The 20,515-nt window shown below is 63.3% G+C and carries 19 protein-coding genes; 13 read left to right on the forward strand and 6 right to left on the reverse strand.

Annotation, left to right across the window (positions count from 1 at the left end; all coding sequences use genetic code 11):
* Positions 1-81: 81 nt before the first annotated feature.
* Entirely contained in the window at positions 82-771 is a 690-nt protein-coding gene (locus EKH49_RS07050) for an AraC family transcriptional regulator (RefSeq protein WP_128470270.1), read from the reverse strand.
* Between the two features lie 451 nt (positions 772-1,222).
* Positions 1,223-1,756 carry a type II toxin-antitoxin system PemK/MazF family toxin gene (locus EKH49_RS07055; protein WP_038991101.1) on the reverse strand — a complete coding sequence of 178 codons (534 nt, stop codon included), beginning with the start codon at positions 1,754-1,756 and terminating at the stop codon, positions 1,223-1,225.
* 112 nt (positions 1,757-1,868) lie between these two features.
* Here EKH49_RS07055 and lepA point away from each other — a divergent pair, with 112 nt between their 5' ends.
* Positions 1,869-3,716 carry a translation elongation factor 4 gene (lepA, locus tag EKH49_RS07060; protein ID WP_038991100.1) on the forward strand — a complete coding sequence of 616 codons (1,848 nt, stop codon included), beginning with the start codon at positions 1,869-1,871 and terminating at the stop codon, positions 3,714-3,716.
* Complete coding sequence (gene hemW, locus EKH49_RS07065; protein WP_128470271.1) at positions 3,717-4,946, forward strand: radical SAM family heme chaperone HemW; 1,230 nt, start codon at positions 3,717-3,719, stop codon at positions 4,944-4,946.
* 16 nt (positions 4,947-4,962) lie between these two features.
* Here the strand turns inward: hemW and EKH49_RS07070 are convergent, their stop codons facing one another.
* Entirely contained in the window at positions 4,963-5,364 is a 402-nt protein-coding gene (locus EKH49_RS07070; RefSeq protein ID WP_128470272.1) for a DUF4870 domain-containing protein, read from the reverse strand.
* Between the two features lie 91 nt (positions 5,365-5,455).
* A complete protein-coding gene (locus tag EKH49_RS07075; protein ID WP_073706225.1) occupies positions 5,456-6,325 on the reverse strand; it encodes a DUF3097 domain-containing protein in 870 nt (289 codons plus the stop codon).
* A gap of 127 nt (positions 6,326-6,452) precedes the next feature.
* Between EKH49_RS07075 and hrcA the strand changes: the two genes are divergently transcribed.
* The 3 genes from hrcA to EKH49_RS07090 all read left to right on the forward strand — a co-directional run bounded on the left by hrcA (position 6,453) and on the right by EKH49_RS07090 (position 9,431).
* Positions 6,453-7,466, forward strand: a complete 1,014-nt coding sequence (gene hrcA / locus EKH49_RS07080) for a heat-inducible transcriptional repressor HrcA (RefSeq protein WP_128470273.1) — start codon at positions 6,453-6,455, stop codon at positions 7,464-7,466.
* Positions 7,467-7,532: 66 nt separating this feature from the next.
* Positions 7,533-8,654, forward strand: coding sequence for a molecular chaperone DnaJ (gene dnaJ / locus EKH49_RS07085; protein ID WP_128470274.1), 1,122 nt, complete (start codon positions 7,533-7,535; stop codon positions 8,652-8,654).
* Between the two features lie 3 nt (positions 8,655-8,657).
* Positions 8,658-9,431 carry a 16S rRNA (uracil(1498)-N(3))-methyltransferase gene (locus tag EKH49_RS07090; RefSeq protein WP_128470275.1) on the forward strand — a complete coding sequence of 258 codons (774 nt, stop codon included), beginning with the start codon at positions 8,658-8,660 and terminating at the stop codon, positions 9,429-9,431.
* Positions 9,432-9,700: 269 nt separating this feature from the next.
* Here the strand turns inward: EKH49_RS07090 and EKH49_RS07095 are convergent, their stop codons facing one another.
* On the reverse strand, positions 9,701-10,582 hold the full coding sequence (locus EKH49_RS07095; protein WP_161567467.1) for a GerMN domain-containing protein: 882 nt from the start codon (positions 10,580-10,582) through the stop codon (positions 9,701-9,703).
* A gap of 340 nt (positions 10,583-10,922) precedes the next feature.
* Between EKH49_RS07095 and EKH49_RS07100 the strand changes: the two genes are divergently transcribed.
* From EKH49_RS07100 to EKH49_RS07120, 5 genes are all read left to right on the forward strand, one after another.
* Complete coding sequence (locus EKH49_RS07100) at positions 10,923-11,951, forward strand: PhoH family protein (RefSeq protein WP_128470277.1); 1,029 nt, start codon at positions 10,923-10,925, stop codon at positions 11,949-11,951.
* The gene (ybeY, locus tag EKH49_RS07105; protein ID WP_128470278.1) at positions 11,948-12,421 is read left to right on the forward strand and encodes an rRNA maturation RNase YbeY; all 474 of its coding nucleotides are present in this window, start codon (positions 11,948-11,950) and stop codon (positions 12,419-12,421) included. Before EKH49_RS07100 ends, ybeY begins: the two co-directional genes overlap by 4 nt.
* 4 nt (positions 12,422-12,425) lie before the next feature.
* On the forward strand, positions 12,426-13,712 hold the full coding sequence (locus tag EKH49_RS07110; RefSeq protein ID WP_201739577.1) for a hemolysin family protein: 1,287 nt from the start codon (positions 12,426-12,428) through the stop codon (positions 13,710-13,712).
* The gene (gene era / locus EKH49_RS07115) at positions 13,705-14,667 is read left to right on the forward strand and encodes a GTPase Era (protein WP_128470279.1); all 963 of its coding nucleotides are present in this window, start codon (positions 13,705-13,707) and stop codon (positions 14,665-14,667) included. Before EKH49_RS07110 ends, era begins: the two co-directional genes overlap by 8 nt.
* Positions 14,668-14,876: 209 nt before the next feature.
* Entirely contained in the window at positions 14,877-15,455 is a 579-nt protein-coding gene (locus EKH49_RS07120; protein WP_128470280.1) for a hypothetical protein, read from the forward strand.
* Between the two features lie 42 nt (positions 15,456-15,497).
* Here the strand turns inward: EKH49_RS07120 and EKH49_RS07125 are convergent, their stop codons facing one another.
* Positions 15,498-16,670 (reverse strand): FAD-dependent monooxygenase, encoded by a 1,173-nt coding sequence (locus EKH49_RS07125; protein WP_128470281.1) that lies wholly within the window; start codon positions 16,668-16,670, stop codon positions 15,498-15,500.
* 297 nt (positions 16,671-16,967) lie between these two features.
* Here EKH49_RS07125 and leuA point away from each other — a divergent pair, with 297 nt between their 5' ends.
* From leuA to EKH49_RS07140, 3 genes are all read left to right on the forward strand, one after another.
* Positions 16,968-18,710, forward strand: coding sequence for a 2-isopropylmalate synthase (gene leuA / locus EKH49_RS07130; RefSeq protein WP_128470282.1), 1,743 nt, complete (start codon positions 16,968-16,970; stop codon positions 18,708-18,710).
* 249 nt (positions 18,711-18,959) lie between these two features.
* Positions 18,960-19,709: a DNA repair protein RecO gene (recO, locus tag EKH49_RS07135; RefSeq protein WP_066138376.1), complete on the forward strand. Its 750-nt coding sequence runs from the start codon at positions 18,960-18,962 to the stop codon at positions 19,707-19,709.
* Entirely contained in the window at positions 19,706-20,512 is an 807-nt protein-coding gene (locus EKH49_RS07140; RefSeq protein ID WP_073706233.1) for an isoprenyl transferase, read from the forward strand. Before recO ends, EKH49_RS07140 begins: the two co-directional genes overlap by 4 nt.
* The last annotated feature ends 3 nt before the right edge of the window (positions 20,513-20,515 follow it).

Genomic DNA, 20,515 nt, shown 5'->3' on the forward strand with positions numbered 1-20,515 from the left:
GATGGTAGCCCGATTGAATTGGTACTGAGATCCATATCACTAGGTTTCGCCGGCAAGCGCTATGCAATTTGCGCAGCGGGACTATGCAGTTTGCGCACCATGCGAACGCCGAAGCTCCATCGGGCTGACGTCGAAGTGCTGCCGGAAGGCCCTGGAGAATGAGCTGGGGTCGTAGAACCCCGAGAGCCGCGCCAGCTCAGTCACCGAAATCGATGATGCAGGATCGGAAAGCACATCGAAGGCATGCTGGAGCCGAAGTTGCCGAACCGTCCTTGCGAATGAGCTGCCCGTGCCTTCGAAAAGGGCATGAACGGTGCGCGGGGAAATCGCGAACACGCGGCTGACCCGGTCAGCGTTCAGTTCCGGATCCCCGTAGTTCCGCTTCACGAACTCCAGCACGGCGGCTTGCAGGGGATTGGAACGGTTGCAGTCATCTGCTGGGGCCGGAGTCGCGGCCAGCGTTCCGACGACTGCGGATTCGAAGGCTTGGACCAAGGCGTCCGCGGCAGCCGGCGGCACGTCGTCAGCGAGGGAACTCAAGCTGGTCATCAGGGCGGTGACAGCCGAGCCGGCGCCCTCCGAGCCGATCGAAGTGCCCAACCGGTTGCGGAAGGCCGAGAGCCTATGGGTGATGCGATCATGCTGCACCCGAAATGAAAGCATCCGCCAGTCGCCCTTGAATTCGAATTCATAGGGCTCGGTTGTGTCGACAACCATGAAATCACCGGGCTCGACCACCGCGAAGACTTCCCGCTCACGGTGGCCAGGCATCTGCCCGCAAGCTGCAGGTTCACGAAGAAGTACGCCTCGTCCGATACCGCGATTTCCCGGCGGCGGCGCCTGGTGATCTGGGCCTTGGAATTGATGGATGCGCGGTTCATCGAACCAAGCGCAGATGTTTCAACCGTTGAAGCGAAACCGGGCTCGGCACCCGTATTGACAGCAGCCAAGGGCACGAATTCGCGGCAGATGACATCCTGCCAGTAGTCGAATTGCTCTCGAATCGGAACGCCAGTTCCATCCCAAAGCCCCATGTTGCCCCCAACGTCCAGAAGCGGTGTCCGTGGTGCCGAACCGCATTTGTCCCACGGCAAGTGATCGCCGCCACACTTAAATAAAGTGCACCAGACGCCAGCCGTCATGGCTTGGGGATCAGGGTTATCCGGCCCGGCCGGACAGCCGATTCCGGCTTGCAGTGACGGCTGGAGGCCTGGGCGGGTAGCTAGTTGCGGCGGGAGAGTGCGTCGATAACTGCCGAGAAGCGGTCCTGATCCAGGATCGCCCCTTCGCGGCGCACGGAACCCGGTGCGATACGGATGATGCGGTCCAGCTTCACCTCGCTCGGACGGCGTTGGCGGTCCCAGTCGCCCGTGCCGATATCGAGGTAATCGGCGTTGCGGTGGCTGGAATTGTTCTTGTCCTTGCTGGTGAGCATCACACCCAGCAGCCACCGCTGGTCACGGCCGACGATGAGCACCGGGCGGTCCTTGCCCTGGGAATGGTCCTCCTCGTAGGGCACCCATCCCCAGACGATCTCGCCGGGATCAGCATCCCCGTCCAGCGACGGGCGGTACTCGTAGTTGATCGCTCCGCGGTAATCGCCGGGATAGCCGGCACCTGTGCGTTGCGCCGCAGCGCCTGCGCGTCGAGTCGGCTTGGACGTGGGGCGAGGTTGCTGCCCGGTCGTCCGCGCGCGGCTGATTTCCTTGACCACGCGCATGACGATGCTAAATATCTTCTGCGGATTCAGTGCCATGCACGACAAACTACCAGTTCGAGGCTGTCGAAATATGTGATGACGCGGAAATCATGACAGAATGGAAGCTAATCCAACTATGTCTTTTAGTCAGCTAGTGAGGTCTGTTTAGGTGTCTCCATTGGCCCGCACCGCTCAGGTGCCTGCCGCGACCGATCCGTCGCTCATCCGTAATTTCTGCATTATTGCCCATATCGACCACGGCAAGTCGACCCTGGCCGACCGGATGCTGCAGCTGACCGGCGTTGTTGCTGCCCGCGACATGAAGGCCCAGTACCTCGACCGCATGGACATCGAGCGCGAACGCGGCATCACCATCAAGTCCCAGGCCGTGCGCATGCCCTGGGCCGCCGAGGACGGCACGACGTACGCGCTGAACATGATCGATACCCCGGGGCACGTCGACTTCACCTATGAAGTCTCGCGTTCGCTGGCCGCCTGCGAAGGCGCGATCCTGCTGGTCGACGCCGCCCAGGGCATCGAAGCCCAGACCCTGGCGAATCTGTATCTGGCGATTGAGGGCGATCTGACGATCATCCCGGTGCTGAACAAGATCGACCTGCCTAACGCGCAGCCGGAGAAGTACGCCGCCGAGATCGCCAACCTGATCGGTTGCGAGCCCGAAGACGTGCTGAAGGTTTCGGGCAAGACCGGCGAAGGCGTCGAGGCGTTGCTCGACGAAGTCATCAAGCAGCTGCCGCCGCCGGTCGGCGAAGCCGACGCACCGGCCCGTGCGATGATCTTCGACTCCGTCTATGACACCTACCGCGGCGTGGTCACCTACGTCCGAGTGGTCGACGGCAAGCTCACTCCTCGTGAGAAGATCCAGATGATGTCCACCGGCACCACCCACGAGCTTCTGGAAATCGGCGTATCCTCGCCGAACCCCGAGCCCACCAAGGGCCTGGGCGTCGGCGAGGTAGGCTACCTGATCACCGGCGTGAAGGACGTGCGCCAGTCCAAGGTCGGCGATACCGTCACCAACTCGCTCAAGCCGGCCAGCGAATCCCTGGGCGGCTACGAAGAAGCCAAGCCGATGGTCTTCTCCGGCCTGTACCCGATGGACGGGACCGACTACCCGGCACTGCGTGATGCGCTGGACAAGCTGCAGCTCAACGATGCCGCACTGACCTATGAGCCGGAAACGTCCGTCGCACTGGGCTTCGGCTTCCGCGTGGGCTTCCTGGGCCTGCTGCACCTGGAAATCACCCGCCAGCGCCTGGAATCCGAATTCAACCTGGACCTGATCTCCACCGCGCCGAACGTGGTGTACGAGGTCATGGGCGAAGACAAGCAGATGATGACGGTGACCAACCCTTCGGAATTCCCCGATGGGAAGATCCTCGAGGTGCATGAGCCGATGGTCGCCGCCACCATCCTGGCGCCGAGCGAATTCATTGGTGCGGTCATGGAGCTGTGCCAGTCCCGCCGCGGCACCATGCGCGGGATGGACTACCTCTCCGAGGACCGCGTGGAAATGCGCTACCACCTGCCGCTGGCCGAGATCGTGTTCGACTTCTTCGACCAGCTCAAGTCCAAGACCCGCGGCTACGCTTCGCTGGACTGGAAGGCCGACGGCGAGCAGGTGGCAGACCTGGTCAAGGTCGACATCCTGCTCCAGGGCGACCAGGTGGACGCGTTCTCCGCGATCACCCACCGCGACAAGGCCTACGCCTACGGCACCATGATGACCACGAAGCTGCGCGAGCTGATCCCGCGCCAGCAGTTCGAGGTGCCGATCCAGGCAGCCATCGGTTCGCGCATCATTGCCCGCGAGAACATCCGCGCCATCCGCAAGGACGTGCTTGCCAAGTGCTACGGCGGCGACATCAGCCGCAAGCGCAAGCTGCTGGAAAAGCAGAAGGAAGGCAAGAAGCGCATGAAGATGGTCGGCCGCGTGGAGGTCCCGCAGGAAGCCTTCATTGCAGCGCTGTCCACCGACGAGCCGAAAAAGAAGTAAATGCCTTCAGTTCTGCCTGACGGCGATCCGGCTCCGGCCGATGGTCTGCTCCCTGCCTCATGCGCGCATGAGGCACAGGAGCGGACCATGTCCTTTTATGTGCATATCCCGTTCTGCACCGTCCGTTGCGGTTACTGCGATTTCAACACCTACACCGCCACGGAGCTGGGCTCCGGCTCCAGCCAAGCGACCTATGCTGCCACAGTCAGCAAGGAAATCAGCTTCGCCCGCGAGGTGATGGACCGTTCGGGCCAGCCGGACCGCGAAATCGAGACAGTCTTCTTCGGAGGCGGCACTCCCACATTGCTGCCCGCCGGCGACCTGGTTTCGGTGCTCGGCAGGATCCGCAACGAATTCGGCCTGAAGCCAGGCGCAGAAATCACCACCGAGGCCAACCCGGATTCGGTGACCCGCGAGAGCCTGCAGGAGCTGGCCGATGGCGGTTTCACCCGGGTGTCCTTCGGCATGCAGTCGGCGGTGCCGCATGTGCTCAAGGTGCTGGAGCGCACCCATGATCCGAAGCGGGTTCCGCAAGCGGTTGCCTGGGCGCGCGAAGCCGGCCTGGATGTCAGTGTCGATCTGATTTATGGCACACCGGGGGAGAGCCTTGAGGATTGGCGCACCAGTATCGAAGCCGCGCTGAGCTACGAGCCTGATCATATTTCGGCCTACGCGCTGATCATCGAGGAGGGCACCAAGCTCGCGGCCCAGATCCGCCGCGGCCAGGTGCCGAACATCGACGATGACGATCATGCCGAAAAGTACCAGATGGCCGATGAGATGTTTGCCGCGGCCGGTTTCTCCTGGTACGAGGTCAGCAATTGGGCCAAGACCCCGGCCAATGCGTGCCAGCACAACATCGCCTACTGGAAGGGCGGCGACTGGTGGGGTGCAGGCCCCGGCGCGCATTCGCACGTTGGCGGTCTGCGCTGGTGGAATGTGAAGCATCCAGCCGCCTATCAGCAGCGGATCGACGCCGGAATTTCACCGGGACACGGCCGCGAGTACCCGGATGCCCAAGCCGTGCAGCTGGAACGTACCATGCTGCTGACCCGCTTGAGCTCTGGAATGCAGATCAGCGAGCTCGATGAGACCGGGCGCAAGAAGATTGCCGGATTGATCGCAGACGAGCTGATTGACGCCAAGGCAGCAATCTCCGGGACCTTGGTGTTAACGCGGCGAGGCCGGCTCCTGGCCGACCTCGTGGTGCGTGAACTGCTTGATTTCTGAGACTGGGTAGCTGGCGCTACTTCATCAGCCGGAGATTGAATCGATAGCGGTAGGGGCGTCCCTTGTTGGCCTGGATGGCGGCAAGGGCGCCGGAGACCGTCATGTAGACCCACAGGGCCACGGCCAGAACGGCAAAAAGCCAGCCGATCACCGGCAAGATCATCAGCACGTTGAACACGATGGCCAGAATGGTCAGCGGGAATGTGAAATTGAACGCTTCCTTGGATTCCTGTGCCGTGAATGGGCCGCGGTCACGGAATACGGCGAAGACGATTGCCGATGGAACACAACCCAAGATGGCGCCGAAGTGGGCCATCGTGGCCCACTGGCGGTCTTCTGAAGGAGTCAGCGGCAGCGCAGAGGTCCGGGAACCTTCGAAGCGGGAATTCTCCGATGGCTTCGTCTGGCGTGATGTCACTATTAATCCTTGTCTTGCTTAAGTGTGGTTCCTCTTATCATAGCGACCGCGGCTGAGCGGACGGGGAGATTCGCCGACTAATCTCCAACTATTAGTCAATCGTTAGGAAACCGTAATCTTCGGTCGTGAGAAAATCGATCAATTCTTCTATTCGGCCCAGCAGCTGCGGTTCAAGCTGCCCGTAATGCTGCACCGTCGACAGCAGACGCTGCCATCCGATGCCGATATCCTCTGCCGTGGCGTGCGGCCAGCCAAAGGCCTTGAGCACTCCGGTTTTCCAGTCGACCCCCTTGGGGATGACCGGCCACGCCTTGATGCCCAGGGTCGCAGGCTTGATCGCCTGCCATACGTCAACGTAGGGGTGGCCGAGGATCAGCACGTTATCGGCCGCACCGGGAACCTGCATCGCCTCGGCGACAATACGCGATTCCTTGCTGCCAGCGACCAGGTGGTCGACCAGGATTCCCAGACGACGCTGCGGCGACGGGGCGAAGTCGCGGATGGCGCCGGCCAGATCGTCAACGCCATGCAGCGGTTCGACGACAATGCCTTCGACACGCAAGTCGTGTCCCCAGACTTTTTCAACCAGCTCGGCATCGTGCTTGCCTTCAACCCAGATGCGGCTGGCCCTGGCCTCCCGGGCCTTCAGCCCCGCTACGGCACGCGAACCCGAAGCGGAAACCAGGTTCTTCGGCGCCGCGGCCTTGGCGACGGGCTCGACAATTTCCACCGGTTCGCCTTCGAGGAGGAACCCGAAGCCGGCTTGGAAGGAACGGCTCTTGCCGTGGCGGTCTTCGAGCATGATCACGCGCATGCCGCCGGACTTTTCGGTACGGATGACTTCTCCCACCCAACCTGAGGTGGCATCTTCCAGGATCATGCCACGTTCCACGGGGACCTGGCGGAGTTTTCGAGGTGCCGGTGCACTGAGATCTCGTGGTCCCCAGGAGTAATTAGCCACGTACTGCCTTTCGCTGTGATCGAATACGCTCGAAATCCAATGCTAGCAACAGCTGAACGTATTAGACTTGGCACTTGACAGGTTAGAGTGCCAAGGCTGGGCACAGGGAATCCAAGGAGGTGCTGTCATGTCGGAGCCACGACGCTTGGACGTTCTGCGTGCCATCGTGGAGGACTACGTCCAATCCCGTGAGCCGGTGGGTTCCAAAGCGCTCCTCGACCGCCACAACCTCGGCGTCAGCGCCGCGACGATCCGCAATGACATGGCTTTGCTGGAAGAGGAGGGGCTGATTGCCGCTCCGCATACTTCCTCCGGACGCATTCCCACCGAAAAGGGCTACCGTCGCTTCGTGGACGAGATCGGCGAACTGAAGCCGCTGTCGCGGGCAGAACGCGACGCCATCAACAAGATCCTGGATAATTCCACGGACCTCGACGAGATGCTCAAGAGCACCGTGCGCCTGCTGGCACGATTGACCAACCAGGTGGCGATGATCCAGGTGCCGCACTATGACACCGCTTCATTGAAGAACCTCGACCTGGTGGGCTTGGGCCCAACCCAGGTGCTGATGGTGATGATCGCCTCCAACGGCACGGTGGACCAGCGGATGATGCCGGTCAAGCGTTCCTACAGCGATGACGAGCTGGGCGAGCTGAAGTCGTGGCTGCTCAATAATTTCGGGGGAGTGCAGCTGGCGGAGCTGGCCGGCCGGCTCGGCCGCATGGAGCTCAGCCCGGCACAGCAGGCCGACCCGTTGGTGGAGCATGTGATCGGCGCGCTGGAAGAAATGGCCCATGCAGCCAATGCCCAGCGCATCATCATGGCCGGCACCGCCAACCTCGCCCGCGTCGAGGGGGACTTCCCGCTGAGCATCACCCCGGTGCTCGAAGCACTCGAAGAGCAGGTGGTGCTGCTCAAGCTCTTCTCGGAGCTGGAAGCCGATTCGCGCGGCGTGGCCGTGGCGATTGGCACCGAGCACCACTTTGGCCAGCTCTCCGATGCAGCGGTGGTCGCGACGACCTACGGCGCCGATGTGCGCAACAAGCTCGGGGTCCTGGGCCCCACCCGGATGAACTATCCGACCTCCATGGCCTCGGTGCGTGCGGTGGCACGGTACCTGTCGAAGATTTTGGCTAACTAGCCTCGCTGGGCGCCAGCCCGGCACGAATGAAGTTTAAGAGTCTTAGGAAAGGACACGGCGAATAACGTGAGCTCGCATTACGAGACCCTGGGTGTAGCCAAGGACGCGACCCCGCAGGAAATCAAGAGTGCCTACCGGAAGCTGGCACGTAAGCTGCACCCGGATGTGAACCCGAGCGATGAAGCTGCAGAGCAGTTCAAGCTGGTCACCCGAGCCTATGAAGTACTTTCCGACCAGACCAAGCGCGCCAACTACGACGCCACCGGCGATGAGAACGGCAACGGCCACCCGGGCTTCGGCGGCGGCCAGGGCTTTGGCGGCTTCGGCGACATCTTCGAGCAGTTCTTCGGCGGCGGCCAGGGCCAGGGCCCGGCATCGCGCACCCAGCCGGGCCGCGACGCGCTGATCACCATCACCATCGACCTTGAGGACGCAGTCAAGGGCACCGTGTACCCGCTTGAGATGGAAACCGCCGTCACCTGCAAAACCTGCAACGGCTCGTGCACCCGCGAGGGCACCAGCCCGGTCACCTGCGACATCTGCCATGGTGCAGGCCAGGTGCAGCGTCCGGTGCGTTCCTTCCTGGGCCAGATGATGACCGTGGAAACCTGTGCTGCCTGCCGCGGTTTCGGCACCACCATCCCGGACCCCTGCCTGGAGTGCAACGGCGAAGGCCGGGTGCGCGAGCACGTCTCCAAGTCGCTGAACGTTCCTGCAGGTGTCGACTCCGGCACCCGCATCCAGCTGCGCGGCCAGGGCGAAGCCGGTCCGGGCGGCGGCCCGAACGGCAACCTGTTCGTCGAGGTCGACGTGCGCCGCCACAAGGTGTTCGAACGCTCCGGCACCGACCTGCACGCCAAGATGAGCCTGCCGATGACCGCCGCGGCTCTGGGCTGCGAGCTGAAGCTGGAAACCTTCGACGGCGAGCAGGCCATCAATGTCGAGCCGGGCGCCCAGGATGGCGACACCGTGACCCTGCCGGGCCTCGGCGTGCCGCGCCTGCGCGGAGGCAAGCGCGGGGACATCATCGTGCACCTGCAGGTGGAGACCCCGACCAAGCTGGATGCCACCCAGCGCGAGCTGCTCGAGCAGCTGGCCAAGCTGCGTGGCGAGGAAATGACGGCCGGCCGTGTCGAGCATTCCGGCGGGATGTTCTCCCGCCTGCGCGACAAGCTGAACCAGCGCTAGGCCATGAGCAACCACAGCTTCGTCATCGACGCCCAGCAGGGCCAGGATGCCTCTGTCGGCGATGTTCTCGAACTCGACGGCCCTGAGGCGCACCACGCGGTCACCGTCAAGCGGGCCGCCGCCGGCGAGCACCTGGACCTGCTCGATGGCCAGGGGCTACGCCTGACCGTAGAGGTCGTCGCCACCGCCAAGGACCTGCTGCGCGTCAAGGTCCTGCGGCGCACCGAGGAAGCCGTCAGCGACCACCCGGTCACCCTGGTCCAGGCCCTGTCCAAGGGGGACCGCGACCTGCAGGCCGTTGAGGCAGCCGTCGAGCTTGGAGCCCTGGCGGTGCGCCCCTGGCAGGCCGACCGGTCAATCGTGCGCTGGAACGCGGCCAAGGTCGAGAAGGCCATGGCCAAGTGGCGTGCCCAGGTGCGCTCAGCGCAGAAGCAGTCGCGCCGCGCCTATGAGCCAGAGGTACTGGACCCCGTGGGCTCCAAGGAGCTGGCCAAGACCATTGCCGAGGATGCCGCGCGCGGCGCTCTGGTCCTGGTCCTGCATGAGCAGGCTGCGGATTCGGTCGCGGGGCACGTGCAGACGTGGCTCGCCGAGGCCCAGACCGGCCAGGAGGTCATCATGATCGTCGGTCCGGAAGGCGGCATATCGGACACGGAACTGCAGTCCTTCGTGGATGCCGGTGCGCGTGCAGCCCTGCTCGGCCAGCACGTGCTGCGCGCTTCGACCGCCGGTCCGGCGGCACTGGTCTTGATCCGCCATCTGATCGGCGAGATCTAGATTCATGCAATCTTGCGGGCATCGAAATTGCTCCGCACAAGCCTAGGGTGCGCCTGCGCGCTCGGCTTGTGCGGAGCAATTCTGCTTTTGGCGGGCGTACAGAATCGTCGTTCGCCGCAGTGCATCTCATGGTTTTGAAGGCAGTTCCGCGGGCAGCCTGAAGCGGGAGAATTCGGCGCGATCGCGCTGATAGCTGCTGTCTGGGGACAGGAATCGCTGCCTTTGGAGTACTTCCGCGACCAGGTCGGGGCCGCTGCAGCGGGGATGCGCTATTCGACGCGGAAGTCGCTGACGACCTTGCCGACCAGATGCTCGGATCCGGTTTCAAGTCCCCAGAAGGTCAGCCGGTAGGATCCTGCGCGCAGATCGGTGGTCAGGGTGAAGGAACCGTCGTCCTTGATCTGCCCGGGATTGACCTGCTTCTGGGCGGTCATCACCGTGAGCTTGCCATCGGCGTCTTTGCGCTGCAGGGAGTAGAAGGTGCCAATGTCGAACTGGGTGGTTCGGCCATTGATCTTGATCGAGCCGTTTTTCAAGGTCGCGCCGAACTGCGGATCAATGATCCAGATCGGTGCAATGAAATCGGCATCGCGTGCGTAGACATCCTTGAGCCGGAAGCCGTCGAAAACTGTTGCGTTGGCCTGTCCGTCCACCAGGATGCGGACCGTCGGGGCAGTGTCCCCGACAACCAGGCCAGCGCTGGCGGCAGCTGCCGTGGCGGTGAAGACGAGCTGCTGGATGGCCCGCTCGGAGAGGCCTTGATCCAGGCGGGCGCTGAACACCTTGGCTGGCAGATCCAGCGTGATGACATTCGCGTTGCTGATGGAAACGCCGATTTCATCGGTTGGCTTCAGGTGGGTATAGCGCTTCGGCTTCATCGGGTCTGCCGTGAGCAGCGTCCAGATCGCATCGCCAATGGGTTCCTGATGGCGGATGTCCTGGATGTACTCGCGGTACAGGTACACGCCGGTGTCCGTGTTTTCCAGCCAGTAGACCGGCAGGCTGGCGGCCATGCCGACATCCTCGCCAGCGTCGGTGGCGCTCGGCAGGTTCAGCGATGCGGCCGCAGGGGTCGAAGGCATCTCATAGGAGCTCTCGCGATTCGTCAAACCGCAGCCTGCGGCGACGACGAGAGCGGCAGTGATTCCCAAAACGCCGAATCGACGTGGAATCTTCCGCAAGATCCTTGATTGCACTGCGAACCAATCCGTGGTGATTTATTGCTGTTTCGGTCCGCGGCAGTTGCGGAACCGCTCTCAAGCTTGCCATATTCGAGGCCGCTACCTGGCTAAAAATGGCCCAACTTACTAATCCGTAACCAAATCTATATGTTCGCCACATGCTCCTATTAGCATCATTCAAGAGTACTTTCAGGTATTCCTGCTTACGCTGAGACCTGAATTTTCTCCGGATTGGCCTGCGACTCGATAGAATGGCAAGCACAACAATTCTCGAACACTACGAAGCTCGCAAAGGGGCGCCGCGCACTGCATGCAGGTTGAACAGAATAAAGCGACCGCGGAGAACGGATCCGCATCGCTCACCATCAGTTTCGATACGGCTGAGCTCATGATTGCCACGCTGGGCCCCAATGACGAGCTATTGCGGATCCTCTCCGGAGCCTACCCGCAGGTCAGCTTCCGCCCCAACGGCCAAGCCCTGGCCCTGGTCGGCGACCCCCAGCAAGTCCGCAAGGCCCAGCGCGTCACCGAGGAAGCGCGTGCCCTGGCTACCCGCGGCTCGCGCATGAGCGCCGAAACCATCGAGCAGATCATCAAGATGCTCAGCGCCGGCAACCCGGATGCGCCCACCGACGTCCTGGGGTTGAAGATCCTCTCGGGACGCGGACGCTCCATCCGGCCCAAGACCGTGAACCAGAAGAGCTATGTCGACGCCATCGAGGATTCGACCATCACCTTCGGCATCGGCCCGGCCGGCACCGGAAAGACCTTCCTGGCCATGGCCATGGCCGTCGCCGCCCTGCAGGACAAGCAGGTCAACCGCATCATCCTGACCCGTCCTGCGGTTGAGGCGGGGGAGAAGCTGGGCTTCTTGCCCGGCTCGTTGACCGAGAAGATCGACCCGTACCTGCGTCCGCTCTACGACGCCCTGCACGACATGGTGAACCCGGAAACCATTCCGCAGCTTCTGGAAGCCGGAACCATCGAGGTTGCACCGCTGGCCTATATGCGCGGCCGCACGCTCAATGACGCCTTCGTGATCCTGGATGAAGCGCAGAACACCACCACCGAGCAGATGAAGATGTTCCTCACCCGCCTGGGGTTCGGCTCGAAGATGGTAGTAACCGGCGATGTCACCCAGGTGGATCTGCCGAACAATGCCACCTCCGGGTTGCGCATGGCCAGCGATGTCCTCGACGGCATCGACGACATCAGCATCTGCCGGCTCGACTCTTCGGATGTGGTGCGCCACCGCCTGATTGCCGACATCGTGACAGCCTACGACCGTTGGGATGACACCCGACGCAAAGAACACAACCGGGGACGCCGTAGCAAATGAGCATCGAAGTAAATAACGAAACCGAGTACGACGTCGACCTCAAGGACGTCAACGCCTTGGCCGAATCGGTGATGCGGGCCATGTTCCTGCACCCGGAAACCGAGGTGTCCATCGTTTTCATCGACGAGGAAGCCATGAGCGCCCTGCATGTCGAGTGGATGGACCTCGAAGGCCCCACCGACGTGATGAGCTTCCCGATGGATGAGCTGCGTCCGGGCACCGCCGGCGCGCCGGGGGAGAACGGCATCCTCGGCGACATCGTGATCTGCCCTACGGTCGCCGAAGCCCAGGCCAAGGCCGGCGGGCACAGCACGCACGACGAGATCCTGCTGCTTACCACCCATGGCCTGCTGCACCTGATGGGCTTCGACCACATGGAACCAGCAGAAAAGGAAGAGATGTTCGCACTGCAGCGCAAGCTGCTGGAATCCTACACTGGCCGCCCAGCACCGAAGGAAACGGTGGAATAACCCGGTGGAAATCATCTTGCTGGTCCTGGCCCTGGTTTTCATGGCCTTCTCGGCCGTGCTGACCGCTGTCGACTCGGCCTTCTACGCGTTATCCCGGCACGCGGCTGAACGCCTGCGCGCCGAATCCAATTCCAAGCCGCTCTCCGCGATCCTGGATGAGGCCGAAAGCCACGCCCAGGCGGTAAAGTTCTGGCGCATCTGGTTCGAGACCGCTTCGGCGGTCGCCGTGGCTCTGCTCGTTTCCCAGTGGATCGAGAATGTGTGGCTGATCGGCATGATCTCGACAATTGCCATGGCCGCCCTGGGATTCGTCCTGGTCAGCGTGTCCCCGCGGCGCTACGGGCGGTCCAACGCGCAGAAGGTCGTGCAGTCCACCGCCACCCTGGTCCGCTTCCTGCGCCTGGTCCTGGGGCCGGTCACCAACTGGCTGGCATCCATTGCCAAGGCGCTGAGCCCCGGCGGCGCGGACGGCGAAGGCTATCTGGGCAAGGAACGCCTGCGCGATCTGGTGGATCGCGCCTCCGAAGGCGAGGACCTGGACGAGGAATCGGCCGAACTGATCTCCTCGGTGATCGACCTGGAGGAGACCAGCGTCCGCTCCGTGATGGTGCCGCGCACCGACATGGTGGTGCTGGATGCTGATCATTCATTCCACAGCGCCATGGACCTGTTCATCGCCTCGGGCTTCTCCCGCATCCCGCTGATCGGCGAGGATACCGATGACATCCAGGGGATCATCTACCTCAAGGACCTGATCCGCGAAATCCACGGCCTGCAGCAGGCGCAGTCCCTGGCCGACCTTGCGCGCAAGGTCCGCTTCGTTCCCGAATCCAAGTCGGCGGCAGAGCTGATGCAGGAACTGCAGCAGGAGTCCATCCATCTGGCAGTCGTCATCGACGAATACGGCGGCACCGCAGGCCTGGTGACACTGGAGGACCTGCTCGAGGAAATCGTGGGCGAGATCGACGACGAGTATGATCGTTCGCGGGCCGAATTGATCGAGAACCCCGACGGTTCGATCTTCGCCGTGGCCGCCGCATCCATTGACGATGTGGCCGACCACTTCGGCATGCACATCGATGAAGAGGACGTCGATACCGTCGCCGGCCTGCTCTCCAAGGCCCTGGAATCGGTGCCGGTACTCGGTTCCACCGCTGATGTGCACGGCCTGCGCCTGACCGTGGTGGCCCTCGCCGGCCGCCGCAACCGCATCGGCAAAATCCATGTAGAGCGCCTGGAAACAGACGCATCCGACCATATTGAGAACGACGAGGATTCCTCAGATGAGTGAAAACCAGAACCTGCTCGCCTCCAGCGGATGGCCCGAGGGCTTCCGCTCCGGCTTCACCTCCTTCGTAGGCCGCCCGAACGCCGGCAAGTCCACGCTGACCAACGCGCTGGTGGGCCAGAAGGTGGCCATCACCTCCGCCAAGCCGCAGACGACCCGCCACACCATCCGCGGCATCGTGCACCGCAAGGATGCGCAGCTGATCCTGGTCGACACCCCCGGCCTGCACCGTCCGCGCACCCTGCTCGGCCAGCGGCTGAACGACCTGGTCGCCGAGACCCTCTCCGAGGTGGACGCGATCGGCTTCTGCATCCCGGCTAACGAGAAGATCGGCCCGGGCGACCGCTACATCGCCACGCAGCTGGCGCAGCTGCAGCGCAAGCCGATCATCGCGCTGGTCACCAAGGCCGACCTGGTGGACCGCGAGCAGCTCGCGCAGCAGCTGATCGCCGTCGCCGAAATGGGCACGCAGAACTTCGGCGAGCAGGGCTTCGCCGCGATCGTGCCAGTCTCCGCGGTCAAGGAGTTCCAGGTCGAAGAGGTGGCCAATGTGCTGGTCGAGCACCTGCCGGTAGGCCCTCCGCTGTACCCGGACGGCGAGCTGACCGACGAGCCGGAAGCAAAGATGGTTGCCGAGCTGATCCGCGAAGCCGCGCTGGAAGGCGTGCGCGACGAATTGCCGCACTCGCTGGCAGTGGTCGTCGAGGAAATGGTGCCGCGCGAGGGCCGCAGCGAGAGCAACCCGCTGATCGACATCCACGTCTCGCTGTTCGTCGAGCGCTCAAGCCAGAAGGCCATCATCATCGGCCGTGGCGGTTCGCGGCTGCGCGAGGTCGGAACCAATGCCCGCCGCGGCATCGAGAAGCTGCTGGGCACCAAGGTCTACCTTGACCTGCATGTGAAGGTCGCCAAGGATTGGCAGCGCGATCCGAAGCAGCTCGGACGCCTCGGCTTCTAGCAGATTTCCGCGAACCGATACAGCGCCCCGGGCGGCGCGAGCCGCCCGCCCGCCTGCATGCCACAGGAACCGGTCGGCTGCTAGGATGGCCACCGGTTCGGGGCGCTGCGGACATGCCCGTGCCGCGATCCCGCAGCTGGCACCGCCGGCCAACCTGCAAATGAACGGAAAAGCGTACCTGCATGGCCACCACTTGACTGTTCTCCGTCTTGGTCCCCGGAGCCCTGCTGCTTGTCATCGGGGCTGGTCTCGCGAAGCTCTGGCCTTTCGCTGCCGGCCTCATCGCCCTGTGCGGGTTGCTGCTGCTCGTGGCCTGGCCGGTCTTCTGCATCGTCGTCGAAGTCCGCTGCTCGCGGCGGCGAAAGCGGGGGCTGGATATTTCGCCTCGGCTGGCCGCGGCGCAGCGGGCCATCGCAGCGATACAGGCAGTGACCATGATGATTCTGCTTCCCACAATCGTCCTCGGAGGACTCGCCGCCTATTGCCTGCTCACGGCGGACGAGGACCCCGGCCAGCGCATGTTCAAGATCGCCGTAGGCACCGGCTCGCTGCTGCTGGCCGCAGTGCCGCTGTTGTTTTTCGCTCACGGACGCTCGCCGTTCATGCTCCGTCTTGCCGGTGTCGGGGTGGCCTTGTTCGGTGCCGGCGGCCTCGGCATGGCACTGCTCGGCGACCGTAACAGGAACACCGGGGCGGGAGAACTGGTGATGCTGGCGGCAGGCATCGTGATGATCTGCGCAGGTGTTTGGCTGGCCGTCACCGGCCGGAACAGGTGGCGGCGCGACTGAGATGCCCCGCCACCGCTGGCTGGGGCCCGGAGCAGCAGCACGCTACTTGGCCAGGCGCTTGACAATCTGGCGGGCCTCCAGCCGGTCCATGCCCGGAAGATGCGTGGAGTTCACAATGATTCGCCGTATCCACAGTCCCAGCTGGTTGCGCGGGAGGAAGCTGTTGGCCGCACGGCGCCCTGAAGCCTGGGCGGTGGCGATCTTGGGCCGCATCGTCTGCTCGTACCGGGCGAGGGCCGGCTGCAGCTGCCCGGGATCGGTAACGCCGCCCACGGCATCGCCCAAGGCCGCGGCCTCGCAGACAGCCATCGCCCCGCCCTGCCCGGCGAGCAGCGACACCGCGGCGGCCGCATCGCCGATCAGCACCACCGGGCCGGCATGCCAGGAATCCATCACCACCTGCGCGACGGCATCGTCATACGGATCTTCCGGGCATTGCATCAGCAACCGGTCCACCTGCCCACCGCACCCAGCGAAAATACTGCGCAGCCGATCGCGGGCCGGCCCCAGCGGGGCCCCGTGTTCATGGCGGTAGACCAGGAATGATGCGACCTCGTCGCTGCGCAGCCCATAGATGCCCGCGGTGCGGTCAACCGTATCGGTGAGCACGAAGCGGTTCTTGAAGCGCCGGTTCAGCTCGGGATCCCGGATGATGAAGGCTGCCGCCCGCATTCCCAAGGGGCGCAGGAACGCCTCTTCCGGACCGAAGAACCTTGCCCGGACCGTTGAATGGATGCCGTCGGCCCCGACCAGCAGATCCGCAAGCTCCGGCTGGTTGTGCCCCTTGATGCGGATCTGGGCCCGCTGGCCATGGATGTCCAGCTGGTCGATATGAACCCCGTAGCGTAGCTGGACCCGCGACGGATCGGCATCCTGGAGCGCGGCTCGCGCGGCCGCTTCCATGTCCGGCCGCAGCAAGGTGAGCACCTTGCCGCCGGCAAGATCGGAGAACTTCGAGTAGTCCAGCGACGCTGTCGGCTTGCCCCGCCGGTCCACATACTGCGCGGCCTGCACGCGGTAGGCAACCTGATCCAGATAGGGGTACAGCCCGATGCGCTCGGAGGCTTCGATGCCCGGGCCGAAGAAGTCCATCATGTACCCGTCGGGGCGCGGGGCAGCCGACCGCTCGAGCACCAGCACATTCCAGCCGGCAAGCCCGAGCTGCCGGGCGGCGACGAGCCCGGCGATGCCCGCGCCGATGATGATCGCCTTCATTGCTGGACCTCCTGCGGCTATGGCGTGATGGTGCCCATTCTTCGCCTGCGCTGCCTTCATGTCCACCGCTGTTCGCCACCGGGATGTCCAGTATGTGACACGCAGGCGAAATAAGTTTCACCTGCCTGAGAAGCGCGGTGCTATGCTCATCTCGTGCATTTCGAGCTTCTACTACTACTCAGCCGCTGCGAGGATCCAAAGGACCGCTAGTGGTCTACAGGCCGACCCCTCGTCGCGGAGTAGCTCTTGTCTGGCCCCACAAAGTAAGCACTATTTTTGTCTAGGGGACCCAAAGAAATGCAGAACATGCAGAAATCTTCGAACATGCCAATCCACAAGTATGTTCCATTCCAGGACCAGATCGAGGTCAATCTGCCCGATCGCACCTGGCCCGACAAGTACATCACCAAGGCCCCGCGCTGGTGCGCGGTTGACCTGCGCGACGGCAACCAAGCGCTGATCGACCCGATGAGCCCGGAGCGCAAGCACAAGATGTTCGACCTGCTGGTCCAGATGGGCTTCAAGGAAATCGAGGTCGGCTTCCCTTCGGCGTCGCAGACCGACTTCGACTTCGTGCGCCAGCTCATCGAGCAGAACCGCATTCCCGAGGACGTCACCATCCAGGTCCTCACCCAGTCCCGCGAGCACCTGATCGAGCGCACCTACGAAGCCCTGGAAGGCGCCAAGCAGGCCATTGTGCACCTGTACAACTCCACCTCGATCCTGCAGCGCGAAGTCGTGTTCCGCCAGGATGAGGACGGCATCGTGGACATCGCCGTCCAGGGCGCGCGGATGTGCAAGAAGTACGAAGAGCAGCTGACCGGCACCAAGATCACCTACGAGTACTCGCCGGAGTCCTACACGGGCACCGAGCTGGAATTCGCCAAGCGCATTTCCGAGGCCGTCGCCGAGGTGCTGGAAGCCAGCCCGGAGAACAAGATGATCCTGAACCTGCCGGCCACCGTGGAAATGGCCACCCCGAACGTGTACGCCGACTCGATCGAGTGGATGCACCGCAATCTGGCCAACCGCGATTCGATCATCCTCTCGCTGCACCCGCACAACGACCGTGGCACCGGCGTGGCCGCCGCAGAGCTGGGCTACCTGGCCGGCGCCGACCGCATCGAAGGCTGCCTGTTCGGCAACGGCGAACGCACCGGCAACGTCGACCTGGTGACCCTGGGCATGAACATGTTCGGCCAGGGCGTTGACCCGCAGATCGACTTCTCGGACATGGACCACATCCGCCGCACCGTCGAGTACTGCAACCAGCTGCCGGTGCCCGAGCGCAGCCCGTATGGCGGCGATCTGGTCTTCACTGCCTTCTCCGGCTCCCACCAGGACGCGATCAAGAAGGGCCTGGAAGCCATGGAAGCCAAGGCTTCGGCCGAAGGCAAGGACATCAACGACCTGGTCTGGGCTGTTCCGTACCTGCCGGTCGATCCGAAGGACATCGGCCGCTCCTACGAAGCAGTAATCCGCGTGAATTCGCAGTCCGGCAAGGGCGGCGTGGCCTACCTGCTGAAGAACGACTACAACCTGGATCTGCCGCGCCGCGCGCAGATCGAGTTCTCCGGCGTCATCCAGCGCAAGACGGATACCGAGGGCGGCGAGATCTCCTCGCAGCACATCTGGGATGTCTTCCAGGACGAGTACCTGCCGGTCAGCGAGGATTCGGGAATGAACTCGTGGGGCTACTACCAGATCGCCTCGGCCACCGCGGCTTCGGCAGAGGATGGCAGCTTCCGCCTGGATACCAAGCTGATCATCGACGGCGTGGCCCATGAGCGCAGCGCCCAGGGCAACGGCCCGGTCTCCGCGCTGGTCAAGCTGCTCAACGACGATGGGGTGGATCTGCGCGTGCTGGACTACTCCGAGCACGCCATGAGCGAAGGCGGGAACGCCCGTGCCGCGGCCTTCGTCGAATGCGCCGTGGGCGATCGCATCCTCTGGGGCATCGGCCTGGACACCAACACCAACATCGCGGCGCTGAAGGCCGTGGTCTCTGCGGTCAACCGCGCAATTCGCGACAGCAAGTAGGCAGCCGGCAGCACCTGTTGCCAGATCGACGCCACGGCCAGCTCCTCCCCGCTGGCCGTGGCGTTTTAGTCCTGCACGGCGTTCTCGGCCTTTCTGCCCGGTTCAAGCCGAGGGGTGCCTTGAACCCTTTTGCTTCAGGCCCGGTAGATGCCGGATTGCTCGTGCAGCTGCCACGTCCCCGGGCGAATCGGCGCGCATAGGATTCGATCGATTCAGAACTTTGGCCGTTGAAGTGGGAGAATACTGTCTGTGTCCAGATCAGGTTTCGCTTCCAAGAGCTACCACACCCGTGGTCTGGTCTTGCGCACCCATAAGCTAGGTGAAGCCGACCGGATCATCACGTTGCTGACCCCCAACGGAATTGTCCGTGCCGTGGCCAAGGGAGTACGCCGGACCTCGTCGAGGATGGGCGCAACGCTGGAACCTTTCATGGAGGTCAATGCCCTGCTGGTGATGGGCCGGAACCTCGATATCGTCTCGCAGGCCCAGCTGCGCAACCCCTACGGCCAGCTGCTGGTCATGGATTACCCGAGCTATACGGTGGCCAACGCCATGTCGGAGATCGCCGAAAGGCTGCTCGAGACGGACAGCGATTCAACGCTCCAGCAATATCAGCTCTTCCACGGTGCGATCGCGCTGCTCTCCAAGCAGAGGGTCGATTCCGGGGCCGTGCTCGATTCCTATATTCTGCGGGCGCTGTCGGTCGCTGGTTGGGCACCGTCATTCACCAATTGCGTGCGCTGCGGCAAGCCTGGCCCGCATCAAGCACTGCACGTCCAGCTTGGTGGCGTGGTTTGCCCCGAATGCCGCCCTTCCGGATCATTATCCCCGCACCCCATCACCATCGAATATCTGCAGGCCCTATTGGAGGGGGACTGGTCCACCGTGGCACAGGCAGGACCCCGTGCGCGCAAGCAGGCAGCAGATATCGTGGCCAATTACTTGCAATGGCACCTAGAGCGTGCAGTGAATTCCCTACGTCTTGTGGAGAGAAATTGAAGAAGCTTCCAAAGATCACCGGCCGCCGAGGCCCCGTTGCTCCCTTTGCGCATCCGGAGAATCCACAGGTGCCGGCCATTCCCCAGGAGCTCATCCCTGAGCACGTGGCGATTGTCATGGACGGCAATGGGCGGTGGGCCAACCAGCGCGGACTGCCGCGTACCGAGGGGCATCGTGCAGGCGAAGCCGCGCTGCTCGATGTGATGGCAGGCGCCGTGGAGTTGGGTGTCAAATATGTTTCGGTCTATGCGTTCTCCACGGAAAACTGGAAGCGCAGCCCAGAGGAAGTCCGCTTCCTGATGGGCTTTTCGCGTGATGTCCTGCGCCGCCAACGCGATACGTTGAATTCTTGGGGCGTGCGCATTCGCTGGTCGGGCCGGGAGCCCAAGCTCTGGAAGTCAGTGATCAACGAGCTCAAAGAAGCCGAAGAGCTGACCAAGGACAACTTGGGATGCCAGCTGACCATGTGCGTGAACTATGGCGGTCGGGCAGAACTTGGCGACGCAGTCAGCCAAATTGCCCAAGATGTCGCTGCCGGCAAGCTTCGCGCCAGTTCCGTTGGCGAAAAGACCATTGCCAAGTACCTGCATGCGCCAGAACTCCCAGATGTGGATCTCTTCCTGCGGACCAGTGGCGAGCAGCGCACCAGCAACTTCCTGCTGTGGCAGTCGGCGTACGCGGAGATGGTCTTCCTGGACCAGTTGTGGCCGGATGTCGACCGGCGGACGCTGTATGCCGCGGTGGAAGAATACGCAAAGCGCGATCGCCGCTACGGTGGAGCCGTCGACAAGCCCCAGGGGTAGGAC

The sequence above is a fragment of the Glutamicibacter sp. HZAU genome (genome assembly GCF_004100365.1).
GTDB lineage: Bacteria > Actinomycetota > Actinomycetes > Actinomycetales > Micrococcaceae > Glutamicibacter > Glutamicibacter nicotianae.

Bases quoted from the DNA above. Each gene is read 5' to 3' on its own strand.
- hemW (WP_128470271.1), top strand. From the start codon at position 3,717: ATGCCTTCAGTTCTGCCTGACGGCGATCCGGCTCCGGCCGATGGTCTG.
- ybeY (WP_128470278.1), top strand. From the start codon at position 11,948: ATGAGCATCGAAGTAAATAACGAAACCGAGTACGACGTCGACCTCAAG.
- EKH49_RS07050 (WP_128470270.1), bottom strand. From the start codon at position 771: ATGCCTGGCCACCGTGAGCGGGAAGTCTTCGCGGTGGTCGAGCCCGGT.
- EKH49_RS07055 (WP_038991101.1), bottom strand. From the start codon at position 1,756: ATGGCACTGAATCCGCAGAAGATATTTAGCATCGTCATGCGCGTGGTC.
- EKH49_RS07125 (WP_128470281.1), bottom strand. From the start codon at position 16,670: ATGAAGGCGATCATCATCGGCGCGGGCATCGCCGGGCTCGTCGCCGCC.
- hrcA (WP_128470273.1), top strand. From the start codon at position 6,453: ATGTCGGAGCCACGACGCTTGGACGTTCTGCGTGCCATCGTGGAGGAC.
- leuA (WP_128470282.1), top strand. From the start codon at position 16,968: ATGCAGAACATGCAGAAATCTTCGAACATGCCAATCCACAAGTATGTT.
- era (WP_128470279.1), top strand. From the start codon at position 13,705: ATGAGTGAAAACCAGAACCTGCTCGCCTCCAGCGGATGGCCCGAGGGC.
- EKH49_RS07100 (WP_128470277.1), top strand. From the start codon at position 10,923: ATGCAGGTTGAACAGAATAAAGCGACCGCGGAGAACGGATCCGCATCG.
- EKH49_RS07090 (WP_128470275.1), top strand. From the start codon at position 8,658: ATGAGCAACCACAGCTTCGTCATCGACGCCCAGCAGGGCCAGGATGCC.